Annotated in this window: 16 protein-coding genes; 10 read left to right on the top strand and 6 right to left on the bottom strand. The window is 72.0% G+C overall.

Going from position 1 to position 18,162, the window contains the following annotated elements; all coding sequences use genetic code 11:
• Window positions 1–327 precede the first annotated feature (327 nt).
• From J2S63_RS21195 to J2S63_RS21175, 5 genes are read left to right on the top strand one after another with little or no spacing between them, the layout of a single operon-like run.
• Window positions 328–1,371, top strand: coding sequence for an ABC transporter ATP-binding protein (locus J2S63_RS21195; RefSeq protein WP_310306519.1), 1,044 nt, complete (start codon window positions 328–330; stop codon window positions 1,369–1,371).
• The gene (locus tag J2S63_RS21190; RefSeq protein ID WP_310306517.1) at window positions 1,368–2,594 is read left to right on the top strand and encodes an ABC transporter substrate-binding protein; all 1,227 of its coding nucleotides are present in this window, start codon (window positions 1,368–1,370) and stop codon (window positions 2,592–2,594) included. Before J2S63_RS21195 ends, J2S63_RS21190 begins: the two co-directional genes overlap by 4 nt.
• Before the next feature lie 25 nt (window positions 2,595–2,619).
• Window positions 2,620–3,471: an ABC transporter permease gene (locus J2S63_RS21185; RefSeq protein ID WP_310306515.1), complete on the top strand. Its 852-nt coding sequence runs from the start codon at window positions 2,620–2,622 to the stop codon at window positions 3,469–3,471.
• A complete protein-coding gene (locus tag J2S63_RS21180; RefSeq protein ID WP_310306514.1) occupies window positions 3,468–4,274 on the top strand; it encodes an ABC transporter permease in 807 nt (268 codons plus the stop codon). Before J2S63_RS21185 ends, J2S63_RS21180 begins: the two co-directional genes overlap by 4 nt.
• Window positions 4,271–4,759 (top strand): nucleoside deaminase, encoded by a 489-nt coding sequence (locus J2S63_RS21175; protein ID WP_310306511.1) that lies wholly within the window; start codon window positions 4,271–4,273, stop codon window positions 4,757–4,759. Before J2S63_RS21180 ends, J2S63_RS21175 begins: the two co-directional genes overlap by 4 nt.
• Before the next feature lie 214 nt (window positions 4,760–4,973).
• On the opposite strand, the gene J2S63_RS21170 is transcribed toward J2S63_RS21175, so the two are convergent.
• The 5 genes from J2S63_RS21170 to J2S63_RS21150 all read right to left on the bottom strand — a co-directional run bounded on the left by J2S63_RS21170 (window position 4,974) and on the right by J2S63_RS21150 (window position 11,467).
• Entirely contained in the window at window positions 4,974–6,488 is a 1,515-nt protein-coding gene (locus tag J2S63_RS21170) for a DUF222 domain-containing protein (RefSeq protein WP_310306509.1), read from the bottom strand.
• A gap of 75 nt (window positions 6,489–6,563) precedes the next feature.
• Entirely contained in the window at window positions 6,564–8,018 is a 1,455-nt protein-coding gene (locus J2S63_RS21165; RefSeq protein WP_310306508.1) for an LVIVD repeat-containing protein, read from the bottom strand.
• A 29-nt stretch (window positions 8,019–8,047) separates the two neighbouring features.
• Window positions 8,048–8,950 carry a hypothetical protein gene (locus tag J2S63_RS21160; protein WP_310306506.1) on the bottom strand — a complete coding sequence of 301 codons (903 nt, stop codon included), beginning with the start codon at window positions 8,948–8,950 and terminating at the stop codon, window positions 8,048–8,050.
• 142 nt (window positions 8,951–9,092) lie between these two features.
• The gene (locus J2S63_RS21155) at window positions 9,093–9,947 is read right to left on the bottom strand and encodes an SDR family NAD(P)-dependent oxidoreductase (protein WP_310306504.1); all 855 of its coding nucleotides are present in this window, start codon (window positions 9,945–9,947) and stop codon (window positions 9,093–9,095) included.
• Window positions 9,944–11,467 carry a flavin-containing monooxygenase gene (locus J2S63_RS21150; protein WP_310306502.1) on the bottom strand — a complete coding sequence of 508 codons (1,524 nt, stop codon included), beginning with the start codon at window positions 11,465–11,467 and terminating at the stop codon, window positions 9,944–9,946. The genes J2S63_RS21155 and J2S63_RS21150 overlap by 4 nt, the downstream gene beginning before the upstream one ends.
• Window positions 11,468–11,539: 72 nt before the next feature.
• Here J2S63_RS21150 and J2S63_RS21145 point away from each other — a divergent pair, with 72 nt between their 5' ends.
• Window positions 11,540–12,148 (top strand): TetR/AcrR family transcriptional regulator, encoded by a 609-nt coding sequence (locus tag J2S63_RS21145; protein WP_310306500.1) that lies wholly within the window; start codon window positions 11,540–11,542, stop codon window positions 12,146–12,148.
• Here the strand turns inward: J2S63_RS21145 and J2S63_RS21140 are convergent, their stop codons facing one another.
• Window positions 12,149–12,349 (bottom strand): hypothetical protein, encoded by a 201-nt coding sequence (locus tag J2S63_RS21140; RefSeq protein WP_310306498.1) that lies wholly within the window; start codon window positions 12,347–12,349, stop codon window positions 12,149–12,151.
• Between the two features lie 91 nt (window positions 12,350–12,440).
• Between J2S63_RS21140 and J2S63_RS21135 the strand changes: the two genes are divergently transcribed.
• The 4 genes from J2S63_RS21135 (at window position 12,441) to J2S63_RS21120 (ending at window position 18,132) form a co-directional block, all read left to right on the top strand.
• Window positions 12,441–13,130, top strand: a complete 690-nt coding sequence (locus J2S63_RS21135) for an NUDIX hydrolase (RefSeq protein ID WP_310306496.1) — start codon at window positions 12,441–12,443, stop codon at window positions 13,128–13,130.
• 60 nt (window positions 13,131–13,190) lie between these two features.
• Window positions 13,191–17,027, top strand: coding sequence for an ATP-dependent RNA helicase HrpA (gene hrpA / locus J2S63_RS21130; protein ID WP_445376099.1), 3,837 nt, complete (start codon window positions 13,191–13,193; stop codon window positions 17,025–17,027).
• Window positions 17,028–17,151: 124 nt separating this feature from the next.
• Window positions 17,152–17,325, top strand: a complete 174-nt coding sequence (locus J2S63_RS21125; RefSeq protein ID WP_310306492.1) for a hypothetical protein — start codon at window positions 17,152–17,154, stop codon at window positions 17,323–17,325.
• Between the two features lie 69 nt (window positions 17,326–17,394).
• Window positions 17,395–18,132, top strand: coding sequence for an SDR family oxidoreductase (locus tag J2S63_RS21120; protein ID WP_310306490.1), 738 nt, complete (start codon window positions 17,395–17,397; stop codon window positions 18,130–18,132).
• Window positions 18,133–18,162: the final 30 nt, after the last annotated feature.

Below are 18,162 nucleotides of genomic sequence, written 5' to 3'. Positions count from 1 at the left end.
TGGCCACGCCGACGTACGCCGTGTTGCCCTTCACCTGCGCCGACTGGGTGACGATCGCGGTGAAGTGGGACTCGACCCCGGTCCGCCACAGCAGGGCGCCGGTGTTCTGGCAAGTTCGGCACCCCGGGCAACCCCACCGGGGCCTACGTCTTCGCGCTCAACAACGCCTCGTCGTGGGCCGGGGCCATGACCCGACCGGACCCCGGCCCGAGGACCGGGGTCCCGAAAGGGGATCCTCTGCCGAAGTCGGGAATTGCTTCGGAAACCTGTGGATCGAGACCGTTGCGTGATGGATTTGCGGTCCGATGCGCTGGAATACTGCCGAACATGTCGGTGGCGATCAGGTTGGTGCAGCTCCGCAAGGAGTTCGGTGAGGTCGTGGCGGTCGACGACCTGGACCTCGACATCGCCGACGGGGAGTTCTTCTCGATGCTCGGCCCGTCCGGGTCGGGCAAGACCACGGTGCTGCGCATCGTCGCCGGGTTCGAGCGTCCGACCAGTGGCCGCGTCGAGCTGCACGGCACCGACGTGACCCGGGCGGCGCCCTTCGAGCGCGACGTCAACACCGTCTTCCAGGACTACGCGCTGTTCCCGCACCTCAGCGTGCGCGAGAACGTCGAGTACGGCCTGCGCGTCAAGAAGGTCGGCCGCGCCGAGCGCCGCCGACGGGCCGACGAGGCGCTCGAGACCGTGCGGCTGCCGTCGTTCGCCGACCGCCGGCCCAGCCAGCTCTCCGGCGGGCAGCGGCAGCGCGTGGCCCTCGCCCGGGCCTTGGTCAACCGCCCTTCGGTCCTCCTGCTCGACGAGCCCCTCGGCGCCCTCGACCTCAAGCTGCGCCGCGAGATGCAGATCGAGCTCAAGCAGATCCAGCGCGAGGTCGGCATCACCTTCGTGTTCGTCACCCACGACCAGGAGGAGGCGCTGACGATGAGCGACCGCATCGCGGTCTTCAACCAGGGCCGGGTCGAGCAGGTGGCGACGCCCGTGGAGCTCTACGAGCGGCCGGCGTCGCGCTTCGTGGCGGGCTTCGTCGGCACGAGCAACCTGGTCACCGGCCGCCTCGCCCACGACCTCGTCGGGCACGAGGGCGCCTTCAGCGTGCGGCCCGAGAAGGTCCACCTCTCGGCCGAGGGTGAGGCCCCCCGCGGCGAGGTCACGGTCCCCGGGGTGGTCGTCGACGTGGTCTACCTCGGCTCGGCGACGCACTCCCTGGTGGAGGTCGGTGACGGCGCGGACGCCGTACGCCTGACCGCGATGCAGCAGAACTCGGAGAGCTCGCTCGACCACGCGCTGTCCCGGCGCGGCGAGCGCGTGACGCTGTCCTGGCAGCGCGCGCACATGGTCGACCTCGAGGAGAAGGAGACACGATGACGACGGCTGGGACGAGAGGATGGCGCGCGCTCGCAGGCGCCTGCGTGCTGGTGCTGGGCTCCACCGGGCTCGCCGCCTGCGGTGACGACAGCGGCGACGGTGGGGGCGGGGGCAAGCAGGCCAACGGCTTCACCGCCCCTGACGTGCCGATGATGAAGTCCCTCGGCGACGGGGAGGGCGAGGTCAGCATCCTCGCGTGGCCCGGCTACGCCGAGGACGGCACCACCGACAAGAGCGTCGACTGGGTGACGCCCTTCGAGCAGCAGACCGGCTGCAAGGCGACGGTGAAGTACTTCGGCACCTCCGACGAGGCGGTCAACCTGATGAAGACCGGGGAGTACGACACGGTGTCGGCCTCGGGCGACGCCTCCCTGCGCCTCATCGCCGGCGGGGACGTCGCCCCGGTCAACACCGACCTGCTGGAGAACTACGGCGACATCGTGGGCTTCCTCAAGGACCGCGAGTGGAACTCCGTCGACGGTCAGATGTACGGCGTGCCGCACGGCTGGGGCGCCAACCTGCTGATGTGGCGCACCGACAAGGTGAAGACCGCCCCGACCAGCTGGTCGGCGGTGTTCGAGCCGGACGCGTCCGTCCAGGGCAAGGTGACCGCCTACGACTCGCCGATCTACATCGCCGACGCCGCGCTCTACCTCAAGAACACCCAGCCCGACCTGGGCATCAAGGACCCCTACGCCCTCGACGAGAAGCAGCTCGCGGCCGCGGTCGACCTGCTCAAGAAGCAGAAGGAGGCCGTGGGGGAGTACTGGTCGGACTACCTCAAGGAGATCCAGGCCTTCAAGACCGGTGACTCGGTGATCGGCACCACCTGGCAGGTGATCGACAACAGCCTGGTCGGCGAGAAGGTCCCGGTCGAGTCCGTGCTGCCCGAGGAGGGCTCGACGGGCTGGTCCGACACCTGGATGGTGGCGGCCAACGCCAAGCACCCCAACTGCGCCTACAAGTGGATGGACTACATCACCTCACCCAAGGCCAACGCTGCCGTCGCGGAGTACTTCGGTGAGGCCCCGTCCAACACCAAGGCCTGCGCGGAGACCGCCGACAAGAAGCACTGCGAGACCTACCACGCGGGCGATGCGTCCTACACCGACCGGATCGCCTTCTGGAACACCCCGATCGAGCAGTGCCTCGACGGTCGCACGGACGTGAAGTGCACCGACTACCGCGCCTGGACGCAGGCGTGGACCGAGGTGAAGGGCTAGGTCTCGACTCGGCTCGACCACCGTCATGAGTGCCTTCCTGCAGCGACGCCCGGGGCTCCGGGTGGGCCTGCTCCTCACGCCACCGATGCTGTGGCTGGGAGCGGCCTACCTGGCGGCCCTGGGCGCGCTGCTGGTCACCGCGTTCTGGGGGCAGAACGCCTTCACCGGCGACGTCGAGCGCGTCTTCACCTGGCAGAACTTCCACGACCTCCTCACCCTCGACGTCTACCGCACGATCACCCTGCGCACGCTGGGGATCGCGGCCGCGGTGACGGTGGTCGACGCGGTCCTGGCCTTCCCGGTCGCGTTCTTCATGGCCAAGGTGGCGCGGCCCCGCGCTCGTCGCCTGCTGGTGATCGCGGTGCTGATGCCGTTGTGGGCGGCCTACCTGGTCAAGGCCTACGCCTGGCGCGGCATGTTCGCCACGGGTGGTCTGATCGACTGGATCGGCACCCCGTTCGGGGTCGGCTCGCCGGGCTACGGCATCGCCGCGACCGTCGTGACGCTGGCCTACCTCTGGCTGCCCTACATGATCCTGCCGGTGTACGCCGGCCTCGAACGTCTGCCCGACTCGTTGCTCGAGGCGTCCTCGGACCTCGGCGCCCCCGCCGTCACCACGCTGCGCCGGGTGGTGCTGCCGATGGTGTTCCCGTCGATCGTGGCCGGGTCGATCTTCACCTTCTCGTTGTCGATGGGCGACTACATCGCGGTCAAGATCGTGGGGGGCACCAACCAGATGCTCGGCAACGTCGTCTACGACTCGGTCGGCGCGGCCAACAACCTGCCCTTCGCGGCCGCGATGGCCACCGTGCCGGTGGTGATCATGCTGGTCTACCTGGCCGCCGTACGCCGGACGGGAGCGCTGGACAACCTGTGACCATCTCCGCCGGCCTGCGCCGCACCCTGCTCGCCTTCACCGCCCTGGTCCTCGCCGTGGTCTACGTGCCGCTCGGGCTCGTGGTGCTCAACTCGTTCAACACCTCCAACTCGTTCGGCTGGCCGCCGGAGGGCCTGACCACGAAGTGGTGGTCCCTGGCCGCGCACTCCAGTGGGGCGCGCGACGCGCTGCTGGTCAGCGTCGAGGTGGCCCTGCTGGCCACCGGGGTCGCGCTGGTGCTCGGCACGATGGCCGCGATGGCGTTGCAGCACACGCGGTTCTTCGGCCGCAACGTCGTGTCCCTGCTGATCATCCTGCCGATCGCCCTGCCCGGCATCGTCACGGGCCTGGCGCTCAACAACGCCTTCAAGTCGATGTTCGGCCTCGAGCTCGGGCTGTTCACCGTCGTGGTCGCCCACGCGACCTTCTGCATCGTGACCGTGTTCAACAACGTGCAGGCCCGCCTGCGCCGGGGCGGCGGCTCGCTCGAGGAGGCGTCGATGGACCTCGGGGCCGGCACCTTCACCACCTTCCGGCTGGTGACCTTCCCGATGATGCGCTCGGCCCTGCTGGCCGGGGCGCTGCTGTCCTTCGGCCTGTCCTTCGACGAGATCGTGGTGACCACGTTCACCACGAGCGGGCAGTTCCAGACCCTGCCGCTGTGGATCTTCAACAACCTCTTCCGGCCCAACCAGGCGCCGGTGGTCAACGTGGTCGCGGCCGCCCTCGTGCTGTTCTCGATCGTGCCGATCTACCTCGCTCAGCGCCTGTCCGGAGACACCTCGGAGACGATGACCCGATGAGCTCGCTGTCCGAGGACGACCTGACCCACCTGGCCCGCTGCGTCGAGCTGGCGGCCGAGGCCCTCGAGGCCGGCGACCAGCCGTTCGGGTCCGTGCTGGTGGCCGGTGACGGCACGGTCCTGCACGAGGCCCGCAACCACGAGGGCTCGGGCGACGCCACGCGGCACCCCGAGCTCGAGCTCGCCCAGTGGGCTTCTCGGCACCTGCCGCCTCCCGACCGCGCGACGGCGACGGCCTACACCTCCGGCGAGCACTGCCCGATGTGCTCGGCCGCCCACGCCTGGGTCGGCCTCGGCCGGATCGTCTTCGCGTCGTCGGCCGAACAGACCGCCCAGTGGTGCGCCGAGCTGGGCGCCGGGGCCTCGCCGGTGCGCCCGCTGCCGATCAGCGAGGTCGCGCCCGGGGTGCCGACCGATGGTCCGGTCGAGCCGTTCGCGAGCCAGGTCAGGGAGCTGCACCGACGACGGTCCGACCGTCCGGCGTGAGCCGCCTCGGCCCGAACGGCCGCGAGTCACCCGCACCGTGCCGGCCGGGCACGCGCACCAGTTCGGCGGATCGGGTCCGAGCTCGGCGGCTGCCGACACCGTCTCGGGGGCGAACCGGGTCCAGGTCCGCCGAGCTCCGCCCGCCTCCGCCGAACAGCCGCTGGGCGACCTCGTCGGCGGGAGTGGCCGGAGCTGGCGACAGCGGGGAGCCGGGTCAGTCGAGCGGGAACGTGCCGGTGCCGGTGACGAGGTAGTGGAAACCGATCGGTGAGGTCCAGAGATAGGCCGCAGGTGGGCCGCCGGAGTCAGGATCTCGACCGGGATCGATCAGCAGCCGCGGGTCGGTGACGAGCTCGGGCGTCCAGGGGTCGGGACCGGCGGCATCGAGGTCGAAGACCGACTCCACCCGGTGGTAGGTCCAGGTCGTGTGGGTCTTCGCTCGATGGTGGTAGCGGCACAGCTTGCCGAGCAGCCGGTTGCCGGTCTGGCCGGGTGGGCCGCCTTCGTCGGGGTCGACGTACTCGGTCGTGTGGTCGAGGTCGAACCGTCCGCGGTTGGTGCAGAAGGGGAAGACGCACGCGTGGTCGCGCTCGTCGACCAGAGCGCGGATGGCGTCGGGAGCTTCGTAGGCGTCGACCGCGACGTTGCGGTTGAGGTCGATCACCGGGGTGACCCTGACCGTCGCGCCGGGAGCGAGCTCGGCGATCCACCGCTCGACCGCAGCGCGGCTGATCGGCGAGGCAGCGTGCGGGAGCCCGGACGCCTGGACCCGAGCCACCTCGGTCGACGTGTGCAGGTGGACGTGGATCGGGCGCTCGACCCCGAGCGGTGTCCGGGCCCGGCTGGGGCGCCGACGCGGCGCCTCGTCCTCCCCGGAAGGCTCCTCGGCGAGGACGGCCTCGGCAGAGGCGGCGAGATCCAGGGCGTACTGCGGGTCGGCGAGGATGCAGAGCCCCTTGGACATGCGGACCTGCTCGGAGGAGTCGTCGCCGAGGACCTCCAGGTCGTGCGCCTTGTGGGTCAGCGCCTCCTTGAGGGCGAGGAGGCCCGGGACGTCGGCCACGGCCTCCATCCGGCCGGTGCCGTCGGGTCGGGACTCGTCGGTGACGAGCTCGTCGCCTCCGTGCTCGACGTCGAACCACACCCCCCGGCGCTCGCCGGCCGCTTCGGCCTCCGCCGCGGCGCGCTCGGGATCGAAGCGGAGGATCGCGGCGTTGACCAGGTTCTTGATGCGGGTCGTGGTCAGGGTGCGCGCGAAGGGCGCGAGCTGGCGGTCGACGTGGTCGGCGGCCTCGTCGGAGAGGGAGAGGGTCTCGCGTGCCACCTCGCGGGCGCGCCAGGCGGGAAGCGCGCCGGCGTGGACCTTGCCCCACAACCGGGGAAGACGCTCACGGACCTCGAGGCTCTGCTCGGTCCGCGCGCGAGCGGAGCCCTGGCTGGTGCCGAGGGCGGTGGCGAGCTCGGCGAGGCAGAACTCGTCGACGGGGACGCCGGACATCATGATCGGCGCGGAGTAGCCCTCGTGTCCGGGGAGGAGCGCGGAGTCGGCGAAGCTCGACGCGACGTCGGCGCGGTGGTCGTCGGCCCAGCCGACCACGTCGAGCATGTCCGCGGCGTCGAGGGCGTCCCTCTCCTTGCGGCGCGCCTTCATGCTGCTGAGGCGGGCGGTGCGGTCCCACGCACGCAGCTGCGACCCGAGGTCCGCGGCGACGAGAGGAGAGATCGACATGACCTCATCCCACCAGTGGCCACCGACGTTCTTCGGCGCGTGAGTGGCGTGCGCTCGCCCCCGTGCGGAAAGAGATCAGTCCCAGTAGTGACGCGGGACGATCGCCTTGGCCAGGCGGACGGCGTAGAGCCCCTTGAGCCCGTCGGAGTAGTAGACGAGCCGGCGGCGGAGGTCCCAGGCGGGCGCGGAGTAGGCGAGGCCACCGGCCCCGTTGGGCTTGGTGTTCGGGTAGGTCACGCGGTTGAAGTAGCCGACCTCGCGCGGGTGGTAGGGGTGGCGCACGTCGAAGATCCGCAGGCCGCTGCCGATCATGCTGCAGGCGACGATGCCGGGGTTGCGGTAGCGCGGCGCCGAGCAGTAGTGACCCGTGTAGCCACCGATGGTGCTGTTGGCGCCGGGGTCGTTCTTCTGCGGGCCGGAGCGGTTCTTCAGCTGGTGGACCGCGAGCCGCAGGTCGGACACCACGAAGGGGTTGCGGGCGTTGTCGATGTTGATCAGTCGCGCGGCACCGACCGGGGCGTCGGCCTCGTAGCCGCCGGCGACGACGAGCCCCGGACCGAGGGTGAAGTTGGCGAACTCGTCGGACTCCAGCACGTAGCGATGGCCGCCGATGAGCAGCGGGTCGGCCGCCTGGGGGATCGACTTCTGGCGCCACGACAGGTCGGAGAGGGTGCGCACCTGCGGGTCGGGCCTGCGTGCCTGGATCTGGCTGGTGTCGAGGATGCGCAGGCCGCCGACCGAGACGCGGCCGCCGGGGGAGGGCGTGCCGATGTTGGCGACGTACATCCGGTTGCCGTCGGGGCTGACCCGCAGGCCGTGGTAGTTCACGCCGTAGTACGTCGCGAGCGTCGCCGGGTGGCGCGGGTCGGTCAGGTCGATCGCCGCGAGGGTGTAGCCGGAGGTGGCCGAGGCGTAGAACGTCCTGCCGTCCGGGGCGAAGCCGCTCTCGTGGCCCAGGCCCTGGTAGGGGATCGAGGACTGCAGCACCGGGTGGCGGCAGTCGCGGCGCACCGAGTAGACGTCGATCAGGCCGGGCAGGGTGGCCGGGTTGCCGGCGACCGCGGCGAGCAGGCCCCGGCGGCGGTTGAGGTTGAGCGACTCGTGGGGGGAGTCCATCGCGAGGGTCTGCAGCGTGGCGGTGTGCCGCGGACGGCTCGGGTCGCTCACGTCGACCACGAAGGTGCCGATGCCGCCGGACCCCACGTTGTAGGGCAGGTCGGTCGGGGCGAGCCGCGTCGAGTCGTAGAAGACGCACGTGTGGCCCGCCGCGTCGACGTAGCGGTAGACCTTGAAGCCGCCGCTGGCGCCGATGTGCGAGAACAGCCGCGTGTTGCAGGAGTAGCCCTGCCGGGCGCGCCCGCTGTCGTAGTCGCGCTGCGGGACCCGGCCCTGGATCGAGGTCTCGGGTCGCGAGCCGGCGTTGCACGCCCGCTGCGGCGTCGGAGCCACGGCCGGCTCGTCGGCGGCCGACGACGCGCCGCCGGGGAGGAGGAGGACGCCGCCGGCCAGGACCACCGTGCCGGTCAGCACGAGCCTGGAGACCGCCCGAGAAGGTCGCCTCACAACCACGCCGCCCGCGCGAACTCCGCCTCGAGCTCCTCGCGCACGAGGATCGAGGGCGCGCCCGAGGCGTCGGGGCCCGTGGCCTGGCGCCACGTGTCGCCGTGCACCCAGTAGACGTGGGGGCTCACCGGCCCCGGCTCGGAGTCGAAGGCCTGCTGGGCCTGGTGGAACATGCGGACGAGGCTGCCGATCGCGTCCGCCCCGTCGACCACGCGGTAGAGCACCTTGGACCGGGTCGGGAGCGCCACGAACACCCCGTGGCCCCAGTCGGCCTCGTCGGTGGCGTGGTGGAGCAGCTGGGGGAGCGCGGTCGCCAGGGTCGCGGTGAAGTGCTCGGGACCCACGACCACGGTCACGCGGTCGGTGCCCTGCTCGGGCAGGGTCACCCCCTGCACGTGCTCGACCAGCGCGCTCGTGTGTGCGAGCGCCTCGGTCACCAGGTCGGCGTACGACGGGTGGCCGGCCAGGTCGGCCTCGGTGACGGTGTGCACGTGGCCGGGGAGGTGCAGGACCAGCTCCTGGGCGACACCGGGCAGCCAGTCGGGCGCCAGGTCGGCGACGGACGGGGCGAGGTGGCTGCGCGCGGTCAACCGGACGCGGAGGCGCTCGCGGAACTCCGCGTCGCTCAGCGTCTCGGGGGTGACGGCGGGGCCCGCGACCGAGAGGTGGTCGGCGATGACGCCCTTCCAGAGGCTGAGGTCGAGCGGCGCCAGCGCCTCGGCGAGCTGACCGAGCGGGTGCCGGGTGCCGGAGCCTTCGGTGAACCACTCCTGGCCGACCAGGGCGCGGCCGCCACCGGCGATGCCCTCGCCGCGCTCCTCGAGGACCGTCTCGACCAGGCGGCGCAGCACGTCGGCGCGGTAGCGGTCGAGCACGGGCAGGTGGGGGTCGGGGTCCACGACCGGGGGCGGCCCGGGTGGACCCCCCTCCGCGGTCACCGGGCTCGCGGAGCCCGTCGGTGCAGGAGGAGCTGGGGGAGTACGGCGGAACAGCGGCACCCCGTCAGTGTGGACCACCGACGGGGCGCCGTGAGCGGATTCGTCAGCGCAGGCCGCGGGTCGCACGACGTGCGGAGGCGGTGACCAGGCGCTGGTAGCCCGACCCGAGGATGCGCACCATCAGGTCGAGCGCCTTGGCGTCGACGCCGACGATGACGCGGGCCCGGCCGGCGACCATGCCGTCGACGATGATCTCGGCGGCCCGCTCCGGGCTCATCCGCGCGAGCTTCTTGTCGAACAGCTCGGCGGCCTTGGCCTGGTCCTGGCCGACCGCCCGGGCGTTGCGGGCGATCGCGGTCTTGATGCCGCCGGGGTGCACGCAGGTGACCTTGACCGGTGTGCCCGAGGCGACCATCTCCTGGCGCAGGGCCTCGGTGAGGCCCCGCACGGCGAACTTCGCGGCGTTGTAGGCCGACTGGCCGGGCACGGCCATGAGACCGAAGAGGCTGGAGATGTTGACCAGCCGGCCGTCGCCGGACGCGACGAGGTAGGGCAGGAACTCCTTGGAGCCGTGCACCACGCCCCAGAAGTCGATGTCCATGATCCACTCGAGCGACTCGTAGTCGAGGTCGGCGAAGTCGCCGTTGAGAGCGACCCCGGCGTTGTTGACCACGGCGTCGACCCCGCCGAGGTCGGCGGCGACGGCGGCGGCGTACGCCTTGACCCCGTCGCGGTCGCGCACGTCGAGCTTGTCGGTGTGGGCCTCGAGGCCGCTGACCTGCTTGATCGTCGCTGCGGTCTCGGCGAGCCCGGTGGCGTCGACGTCGCTGATCGCCAGGCGGGCGCCGTGACGGGCGGCGAGGACGGAGACCGCCCGGCCGATGCCGGAGCCGGCACCGGTGACGACGACGACCTTGCCGGCGAGCCAGTCGCGGCCCTGGGGGGTGGTGGTGCTCATGCGAAGACCTCCTCGGCCTGCGGGGTGGTGGGGAGGGGTGCCGGTGACACGACCTCGTAGCTGTCCCGGTCGAAGGACGACAGCAGCCGGCGGAAGGTGAACGTGGCGCGCGGCCACAGGGTGACGTTGCGACCGTGGGAGTCGAGGTACCACGACGCGCAGCCGCCGGCGCTCCACACGGTCGTCGTCATGCGGTCCTGCAGGTCCTGCACGTAGTCGGCCTGGACCTCGGCGCGCGGCTGCAGCGCGGTCACGCCCTCCTGCTCGAGGTGCTTCAGCGCGTCGAGGACGTAGGCGACCTGCGACTCGATCATGAACACCATGCTCGAGTGGCCCAGACCCGTGTTGGGTCCCACGACGAAGAACAGGTTGGGGAACCCGTTGACGGTCGAGCCCTTGTAGGCCTGCATGCCGTGCTCGGCGAAGTGGTCGGCGAGCGTCACGCCGCCGAGCCCGGTGACGTGCGAGGCGATCGGCAGGTCGGTGGTGTGGAAGCCCGTGGCCACGATGATCGCGTCGACCTCGCGCTCGACCCCCTCGCGGTCGACGATGCCCGTCGGGGTCACGCGGGCGATGCCCTCGGTCACCAGGTCGACGTCGTCGCGGTCCAGGGCGGGGTAGTAGCCGTTGGAGATCAGGATGCGCTTGCAGCCGATCTCGTAGTCGGGGGTGACCTTCCGGCGCAGCTCGGGGTCGGAGATGCCCTTCTCGATGTTCTTCAAGGCCATCAGCTTGGCCGGGGTGGCGAGCTTGGGCCACTTGGTGAAGGCGGGGACGTACATCTCCCGGCCCCAGTAGATCGCCGTCCGGTAGGCCCGTTGCACGCCGGGGACGTGCTTGAAGGCGAGCCGCTCGAGGGCGGTGTAGTCGCGGTCGTGCCGGGGGAGGACCCACGGCGCGGTGCGCTGGTAGACGTCGAGGTGCGCGACCTGCTCGGCGATCGCGGGCACGATCTGGATCGACGAGGCGCCGGTGCCGATGACCGCCACGCGCTTGCCGGTGAGGTCGTAGTCGTGGTTCCAGCGGGCGGAGTGGAACACCTCGCCCTCGAAGGAGTCGAAGCCCTCGATGTCGGGATCCTTGGGGTCCGAGAGCGCGCCGGCGGCCGAGACCAGCACGTCGGCGGTCAGCTCGCCGCGGTCGGTGGTGACCCGCCAGACCTGGGCCTGCTCGTCCCAGGTGGCGTCGGTCAGCGAGGTGTGGAACGCGAACCGGTCCAGCACCCCGGACTCGGTGGCGACCTTGCGGATGTAGGCCTGGATCTCGGGCTGGGGGGAGAAGGAGCGCGACCAGTCGGGGTTGAGCGCGAAGGAGTAGGAGTACAGCTGCGACGGCACGTCGCACGCCGCGCCCGGGTAGGTGTTGTCGCGCCAGGTGCCGCCCACGTCGGAGCCGCGCTCGAGCACGAGGAAGTCGCTGCGGCCCTGCTCGTGCAGCTTGATCGCGACGGCGAGACCGCCGAAGCCGGCGCCGACCACGAGGGTGCGCACGTGGGTGGGAAGCGTCTGGTCCGTGTCCATGCGCCCACCGTAGGAAAGTTGTTGAACGCGCGTCAATAGATTTGTTGAACGAAGTTCAGTAACATGGCGCACATGACCCGGACCCGCCTCAGCCCCGTCGAGCGCCGCGCGCAGCTGCTCGACCTCGGCATGGTGCTGCTCGCCGAGCGGGGCCTGGACGACCTGTCGATCGACGTGCTGGCCGAGCACGCCGGCATCTCCCGCGGGCTGCTCTACCACTACTTCTCCGACAAGCGGGACTTCCACCTCGCGGTCCTGCGGCGGATGTCGGAGGAGGTCGTCGCGATCACCGCGCCGCCGACCGGGGGCACGCCGATGACCCGCATGATGGCCTCGCTCGAGGCCTACGTCGGCTTCGTGGGCACCAACCGCGCGGCCTACGCCTCGTTCCTCCGCGCGGCCCGCAGCGGCGACGCCGAGTTCCACCAGATCTACGAGGAGTCGCGCACCGCGCTGCTCGACCGCATCTTCGAGGTCAGCGACGCCGAGGAGCTCGCCGCCCTCGGGCTGTACGACGACCCGCGCGGCCACCTGCTCGTGCGCGGCTGGAGCGCGCTGGTCGAGGAGACGGTGATGGCGTGGCTGGAGGACCCGGCCGGCCTCTCGCGCGAGGAGCTGCTCACGCTGCTGACCGCGGCGCTGCCCGGCATCACCCTGGCTGTGCAGCCGACGCCCAGGTGATCACTTCGAGGGCTGCGGCACGCGGCACTTCACCTTGGGGTTGACCCCGAGGTAGTTGAGCGGCCCGGCGACGACGGTCAGCACGGTGTCGCCCGCGGTCTTGCAGCTCACCTCGCGCCCGTCGCCGAAGTAGCCACGCTGGACCGCCGCCAGCAGGCCGATCACCAACCAGACCACCACGATCACGCTGCCGATGCGCATGGGTTGCCTCCTCGCCGCCCCGAGTGTGTCTGGAGCATTCCCGGTCCGACGCCGTCGAATCGTTGTTGTTTCGACAAGTTATCCTCGGCAGATGCCGAAGCCCACGCCGCTGTTGATGACCGTCGACGTCGTCGCCCTCTCGGTGCGGCCCGACGACGGGCTGTGCGCCCTCGCGGTCCGACGCGGATCCGAGCCCCACAAGGGTCGGTGGGCGCTTCCCGGTGGGTTCGTCGACAAGGACGAGCCGCTCGACAAGGCAGCGGCACGTGAGCTGGGCGAGGAGACCGGCGTCTCGCCGAGGTCGCTCGAGCTGCACCAGGTCGGGGCCTACGGCGCCCCCAAGCGCGACCCGCGCGGCCGGGTGGTCTCGCTCGCGTGGCTCACCGCGCTCCCCGCGAGCACCGAGGTGGCCGGCGGCGACGACGCGACCGACGCCCGGTGGTTCCCGGTCGCCGACCTGCTCAAGCCGCGCAAGCTGGCCTTCGACCACGCCACGATCCTCAAGGACGCGCTGGCCCTGGCCGGACGTGAGCTCGAGGACTCCTCGTTCGGCACCCGCTTCCTGCCGCGCGCGTTCACGGTCAGCGACCTGCGCGAGGTCTACGAGGCGGTCTGGGAGCAGGAGCTCGACGCCGGCAACTTCCAGCGCAAGGTGACCGGGGTCCCGGGGCTGCTCAAGCCGACCGGCCGCACGGTCCAGCGCGGCCGCGGGCGCCCGGCGGCGCTCTACACCGCGGGCAGCGCCACCACCATCAGCCCACCCCTCACCCGGGTCGGCTGAGTGGGTCGTCCCCCCGAGAAGGGTCGGCGCCGGCCGCGCGGGCGCCGTCCCGACCAGCGGGTGCGCCGCCTGCCACCCGAGGAGGTCGAGCGCCGGCGCGCCCTGGTGCCCGAGCTGCGCTACCCCGAGGAGCTGCCGGTCAGCGCCCGGCGCGAGGACATCGCGACGGCACTGCGCGACCACCAGGTCGTCGTCGTCGCGGGCGAGACCGGGTCGGGCAAGACGACCCAGATCCCCAAGATCTGCCTCGAGATCGGTCGTGGCACGACCGGATTGATCGGGCACACCCAGCCGCGTCGCATCGCCGCGCGCAGCGTCGCCGAGCGCATCTCCGAGGAGCTCGGGGTCGAGCTCGGTGAGGGGGTCGTCGGCTACCAGGTGCGGTTCACCGACAAGGCCGGACCCGACACGCTGGTCAAGCTGATGACCGACGGCATCCTGCTCGCCGAGCTCCAGCACGACCGGCTGCTCAGCCGCTACGACACGATCATCATCGACGAGGCCCACGAGCGATCGCTCAACATCGACTTCCTGCTCGGCTACCTCAAGCAGCTGCTGCCACGACGCCCCGACCTCAAGGTCGTGATCACCTCCGCGACCATCGACCCCGAGCGCTTCGCCCGCCACTTCGCCGACCGCTCCGGGACGCCCGCGCCGATCGTCGAGGTCTCGGGCCGCACCTATCCCGTCGAGGTGCGCTACCGCCCGCTGGTCGAGGAGTCCTACGACGACGAGGACGGCGAGCCGGTCGTCCGCGACCAGACCGAGGCGATCGTCGCCGCGTGCCACGAGCTGGTCCGCGAGGGGCCCGGCGACATCCTGGTGTTCCTGCCGGGTGAGCGGGAGATCCGCGACACCGCCGAGGTGCTCGAGGGTGAGCGGTGGGGCACCGGGCTCGCCGGCCAGGTCGACGTCGTACCCCTCTACGCGCGGCTGTCCGCCGCCGAGCAGCACCGCGTGTTCGAGCGGCACACCACGCGCCGCATCGTGCTCGCCACCAACGTCGCCGAGACCAGCCTCACCGTCCCGGGCATCAGGTACGTCGTCGACTCCGGCTTCGCGCGCATCTCGCGCTACTCCTTCCGCACCAAGGTGCAGCGGCTGCCGATCGAGCCGATCAGCCAGGCCTCGGCCCAGCAGCGCTCGGGTCGCTGCGGCCGCGTCGAGGCCGGTGTGGCGGTCCGCCTCTACTCCGAGGAGGACTTCGCGGGACGCCCGGAGTTCACCGACCCCGAGATCCTGCGCACCAACCTGGCCTCGGTGATCCTGCAGATGGCGGCGCTGGGGCTGGGCGACATCGCGCGCTTCCCCTTCGTCGAGCCACCCGACCGGCGCCAGGTGACCGCCGGCATGCAGCTGCTGGAGGAGCTCGGCGCCATCGAGTCGGCGAGCGGCAACCCGCGGCTGACCGAGGTGGGGCGCCGGCTGGTGTCGTTCCCCGTGGACCCTCGCCTGGGCCGGATGATCCTCGAGGCCGACCGGCTCGGCGTGCTCCCCGAGGTGCTGGCGATCACCGCGGCGCTCTCGGTGCAGGACCCCCGGGAGCGTCCGGTCGAGGAGCAGGCCCGGGCCGACCAGCTGCACGCGCGCTTCCGTCACGAGCGCTCCGACTTCCTCACCCTGCTCAACCTGTGGCGCCACGTGCGCACGCAGCAGCGCGAGCTCGGGTCGAGCGCGTTCCGGCGTATGTGCCGCAACGAGTTCCTCAACTACCTGCGCCTGCGCGAGTGGCAGGAGGTCGAGCAGCAGCTGCGCCAGACCGCCAAGCAGGTCGGGCTGGACGGCGCACGCGGCCGTCGCGACGTGCCCGATCCTGCGCAGGTCGACGAGGACGCCGTGCACCAGGCCCTGCTGGTCGGGCTGCTGTCGCACGTCGGCCTGCGCGAGGAGGCCCCGCCCGCGCAGCGGGGGCAGCGACGACCCCTGCGCGAGTACCTCGGCGCCCGCGGCACCCGCTTCGCGATCTTCCCCGGCTCGGGGCTGGCCCGGAAGCCACCCGAGCTCCTCATGGCCGCCGAGCTGGTCGAGACCTCGCGCCTGTTCGCCCGCGTCACCGCGGCCGTCGAGCCGGAGTGGGCCGAGCGCCTCGGCGCCCACCTGGTCACGCGCACCTACTCGGAGCCGCACTGGTCGCGCAAGCGCGCCGCGGTGATGGCCCACGAGCGCGTCACGCTGTACGGCGTCCCGCTGGTCGCCGACCGCCTGGTGCAGTACGGCGCGGTCGAGCCGGCACTGGCGCGCGAGCTGTTCATCCGCCACGCCCTGGTCTACGGCGAGTGGCAGACGCGGCACCGGTTCTTCCACGACAACCGGGCGCTGCTGGAGGAGGCCGAGGAGCTCGAGCACCGCGCGCGGCGGCGTGACCTCGTGGTCGACGAGCACACGCTGTTCGACTTCTACGACCAGCGCGTGGGGGAGGAGTGCGTCTCGGGCGCCCACTTCGACTCGTGGTGGAAGCGCGCGCGCCAGAAGAGGCCCGACCTGCTCACCTTCGACCCCGAGATGCTGCTCAACGAGGCCGCCCGCGGGGTGACCGAGCAGGAGTACCCCGACCAGTGGCGCGACGGCGACCTGGCCCTCCCGCTGCGCTACCACTTCGCCCCGGGGGCCGACGACGACGGCGTCACCGTCGACCTGCCCCTGGCCACGCTCAACCAGGTCGACGACCACGCCCTGTCGTGGCAGGTGCCCGGCCTGCGCGAGGAGCTGGTGGTCTCGCTGATCCGCTCGCTGCCCAAGGCGCTGCGGGTCAACTTCGTCCCGGCGCCCAACTGGGCACGCGAGTTCCTGACCGCGGTCGTGCCGGGGGGTGAGCCGCTGCTCGACGCCCTCGAGCGCTACCTGCTCTCGCGCACCGGCGTCGTCGTCCCTCGTGCGGCGTGGGACTGGTCGCGCGTCGCGCCGCACCTCAAGCCGACCTACCGTGTGGTCGACGAGGACGGCACGGTCGTCTCGACCGGCAAGGACCTCACCGAGCTCAAGGCCCCGCTCGAGGGGCGGTTCGCCGAGGCGCTGTCCGATGCGGCGGCCGACCGCACGGCCGCCGGCCAGAGGGAGTGGACGTTCGGCACGGTCGAACGCTCCTTCGTCCAGACCCGCGCCGGCCACCAGGTCCGCGGGTTCCCGGCCCTGGTCGACGAGGGTGCGGCGGTCGGGCTCCAGGTCTTCGCCTCCGAGGAGGAGCAGGAGGCCGCGCACCTGCTCGGCGTACGACGACTGGTGGCGCTCGCGCTGCCCGACGAGTCGGCGCGCCTCACCGACGGCTGGGACAACCGCCGCAAGCTGGCCCTCGCCGGGTCGACCTACCCGACGGTGAAGGCCTTCCTCGAGGACTGCCGCCTGGCCGCAGTCGGCGCGCTCCAGGCCGAGCACGGCGGAGCCGTCTGGGACGAGGAGGCGTTCGACCGCCTCGTCGCGGACGTCCGCCACCACCTGGCCGCCCGCTCGGCGCTCGTGCTCGACGACGCCGTCCGCGTGCTCGAGGCGTGGCGCACCACCGACCGCGCCCTCTCGGGCAGCGTCGACCTCCGGCTGCTCCCGGCGATGACCGAGATGCAGGCCCAGGTGGGCCGGCTCATGGGCCTCGGCTTCGTGGCGCGAGCCGGCGCGGCTCGGCTGCCGCATCTCGTGCGCTACCTCCACGCGGTCACCGAGCGGGCGACCCGGCTGCCCGAGCAGCCCGCACGGGACCAGCAGCTCGCCGACCGGGTGCGACCGCTGCAGGACGCCTGGCTGCACCGCGTGGCCGCCCTGCGACCGGGGGCGCCCGTGCCCCTCGCGCTGGCCGAGGTCGGGTGGATGCTCGAGGAGCTGCGGGTCAGCCTGTGGGCGCAGCGCCTGGGGACGCCCCGTCCGGTGTCGGAGACGCGGGTGCAGAAGGCGCTGGACGCGCTGTAGCCGGTCCGGAGAACTGTCGGCAACCCGTCACTCGGTGCGTCGGCCGGCGAACGGTGCTCCGGAGGGGATCGGCGAAGACTCGTCCCAGCGACACCGACCGCCGCACCACCGAGAGGAACCCGCCATGTACCCCGACCCGACCACCCTCGTCCAGACCCGCATGAGCGACCTGCGCCGCGAGGCCGACCGCGAGCGCCGCGTGCAGCGCATCAAGGCCCCGAAGCCGGCCGCCGGCCGCCCCGTGCGCCGCCCCCTGCTGCCCGCGTTCCTCACCTTCACCCGCGTCCGCCACGCCTGACCCGGCACCGCGCGCACCATCGGCCCACCCCTCGGAGAGACTGGAGCCCCAGCGCACAGGGGAGGGTCGATGAGGATCGCGGTCGCAGGAGGCACCGGTGTCGTCGGGGCGTACGTCGTGGCGGAGGCCGAGGCCCGGGGGCACGAGACGGTCGTGCTGACCCGGTCGACGGGGGTCGACCTGACCACCGGCGTCGGCCTCGCCGACCACCTGGCCGCCGTCGACGCCGTGGTCGACGTGACCAGCACCCGGGAGCAGCAGCGGGCCAAGGCGGAGGCGTTCTTCGGCACGGTCACGCGCAACCTGCTCGGGGCGGGGGCGGAGGTCGGGGTGGGCCACCACGTCGCGCTCTCGATCATCGGCATCGACCAGGTGCCCTCCGGCTACTACCAGGGCAAGCTGCTGCAGGAGCGCCTGGTCGAGGACGGGCGGGTGCCGTGGAGCATCCTTCGCGCCTCGCAGTTCCACGAGTTCGCCGAGCAGGCCCTCGGCTTCGTGACCGTCGGGCGCCTGTCGCTGGTGCCCAGGATGACCACCCAGCCGATCGCGGCGCGCGAGGTCGCGCAGGCGCTGGTCGACCTGGTCGAGGCCGGTCCGCGGGGCCGGGTGCCCGACCTCGCGGGACCCGAGGTCCGCGAGCTGGTCGAGCTCTCCCGCCTGGTCAACCGCGAGCGGCACCTGGGCCGCCGGGTGGTCGGCATACGCGTGCCGGGGGCGTGGGGCAGGGGGATGCGCTCCGGCGACCTGACGCCCGCCGACGACGGGCCGCGCGGGACGCAGACGTTCGAGGAGTGGTTGCGCGGCTGAGCAGTGCCCCGTGGCGTAGCGGTGCGACAA

The sequence above is a fragment of the Nocardioides marmoribigeumensis genome (assembly GCF_031458325.1).
Taxonomy (GTDB): domain Bacteria; phylum Actinomycetota; class Actinomycetes; order Propionibacteriales; family Nocardioidaceae; genus Marmoricola_A; species Marmoricola_A marmoribigeumensis.
The sequence above is the reverse complement of the archived record's forward strand: the minus strand, read 5'-3'. Positions and strand labels throughout refer to the sequence as shown.

Excerpts from the sequence above, each read along its gene's own strand:
- J2S63_RS21175 (WP_310306511.1), top strand. The coding sequence starts at position 4,271 with ATGAGCTCGCTGTCCGAGGACGACCTGACCCACCTGGCCCGCTGCGTC.
- J2S63_RS21135 (WP_310306496.1), top strand. The coding sequence starts at position 12,441 with ATGCCGAAGCCCACGCCGCTGTTGATGACCGTCGACGTCGTCGCCCTC.
- J2S63_RS21155 (WP_310306504.1), bottom strand. The coding sequence starts at position 9,947 with ATGAGCACCACCACCCCCCAGGGCCGCGACTGGCTCGCCGGCAAGGTC.
- J2S63_RS21195 (WP_310306519.1), top strand. The coding sequence starts at position 328 with ATGTCGGTGGCGATCAGGTTGGTGCAGCTCCGCAAGGAGTTCGGTGAG.
- J2S63_RS21145 (WP_310306500.1), top strand. The coding sequence starts at position 11,540 with ATGACCCGGACCCGCCTCAGCCCCGTCGAGCGCCGCGCGCAGCTGCTC.
- J2S63_RS21125 (WP_310306492.1), top strand. The coding sequence starts at position 17,152 with ATGTACCCCGACCCGACCACCCTCGTCCAGACCCGCATGAGCGACCTG.
- J2S63_RS21150 (WP_310306502.1), bottom strand. The coding sequence starts at position 11,467 with ATGGACACGGACCAGACGCTTCCCACCCACGTGCGCACCCTCGTGGTC.
- J2S63_RS21190 (WP_310306517.1), top strand. The coding sequence starts at position 1,368 with ATGACGACGGCTGGGACGAGAGGATGGCGCGCGCTCGCAGGCGCCTGC.
- J2S63_RS21170 (WP_310306509.1), bottom strand. The coding sequence starts at position 6,488 with ATGTCGATCTCTCCTCTCGTCGCCGCGGACCTCGGGTCGCAGCTGCGT.
- J2S63_RS21140 (WP_310306498.1), bottom strand. The coding sequence starts at position 12,349 with ATGCGCATCGGCAGCGTGATCGTGGTGGTCTGGTTGGTGATCGGCCTG.
- J2S63_RS21120 (WP_310306490.1), top strand. The coding sequence starts at position 17,395 with ATGAGGATCGCGGTCGCAGGAGGCACCGGTGTCGTCGGGGCGTACGTC.
- J2S63_RS21185 (WP_310306515.1), top strand. The coding sequence starts at position 2,620 with ATGAGTGCCTTCCTGCAGCGACGCCCGGGGCTCCGGGTGGGCCTGCTC.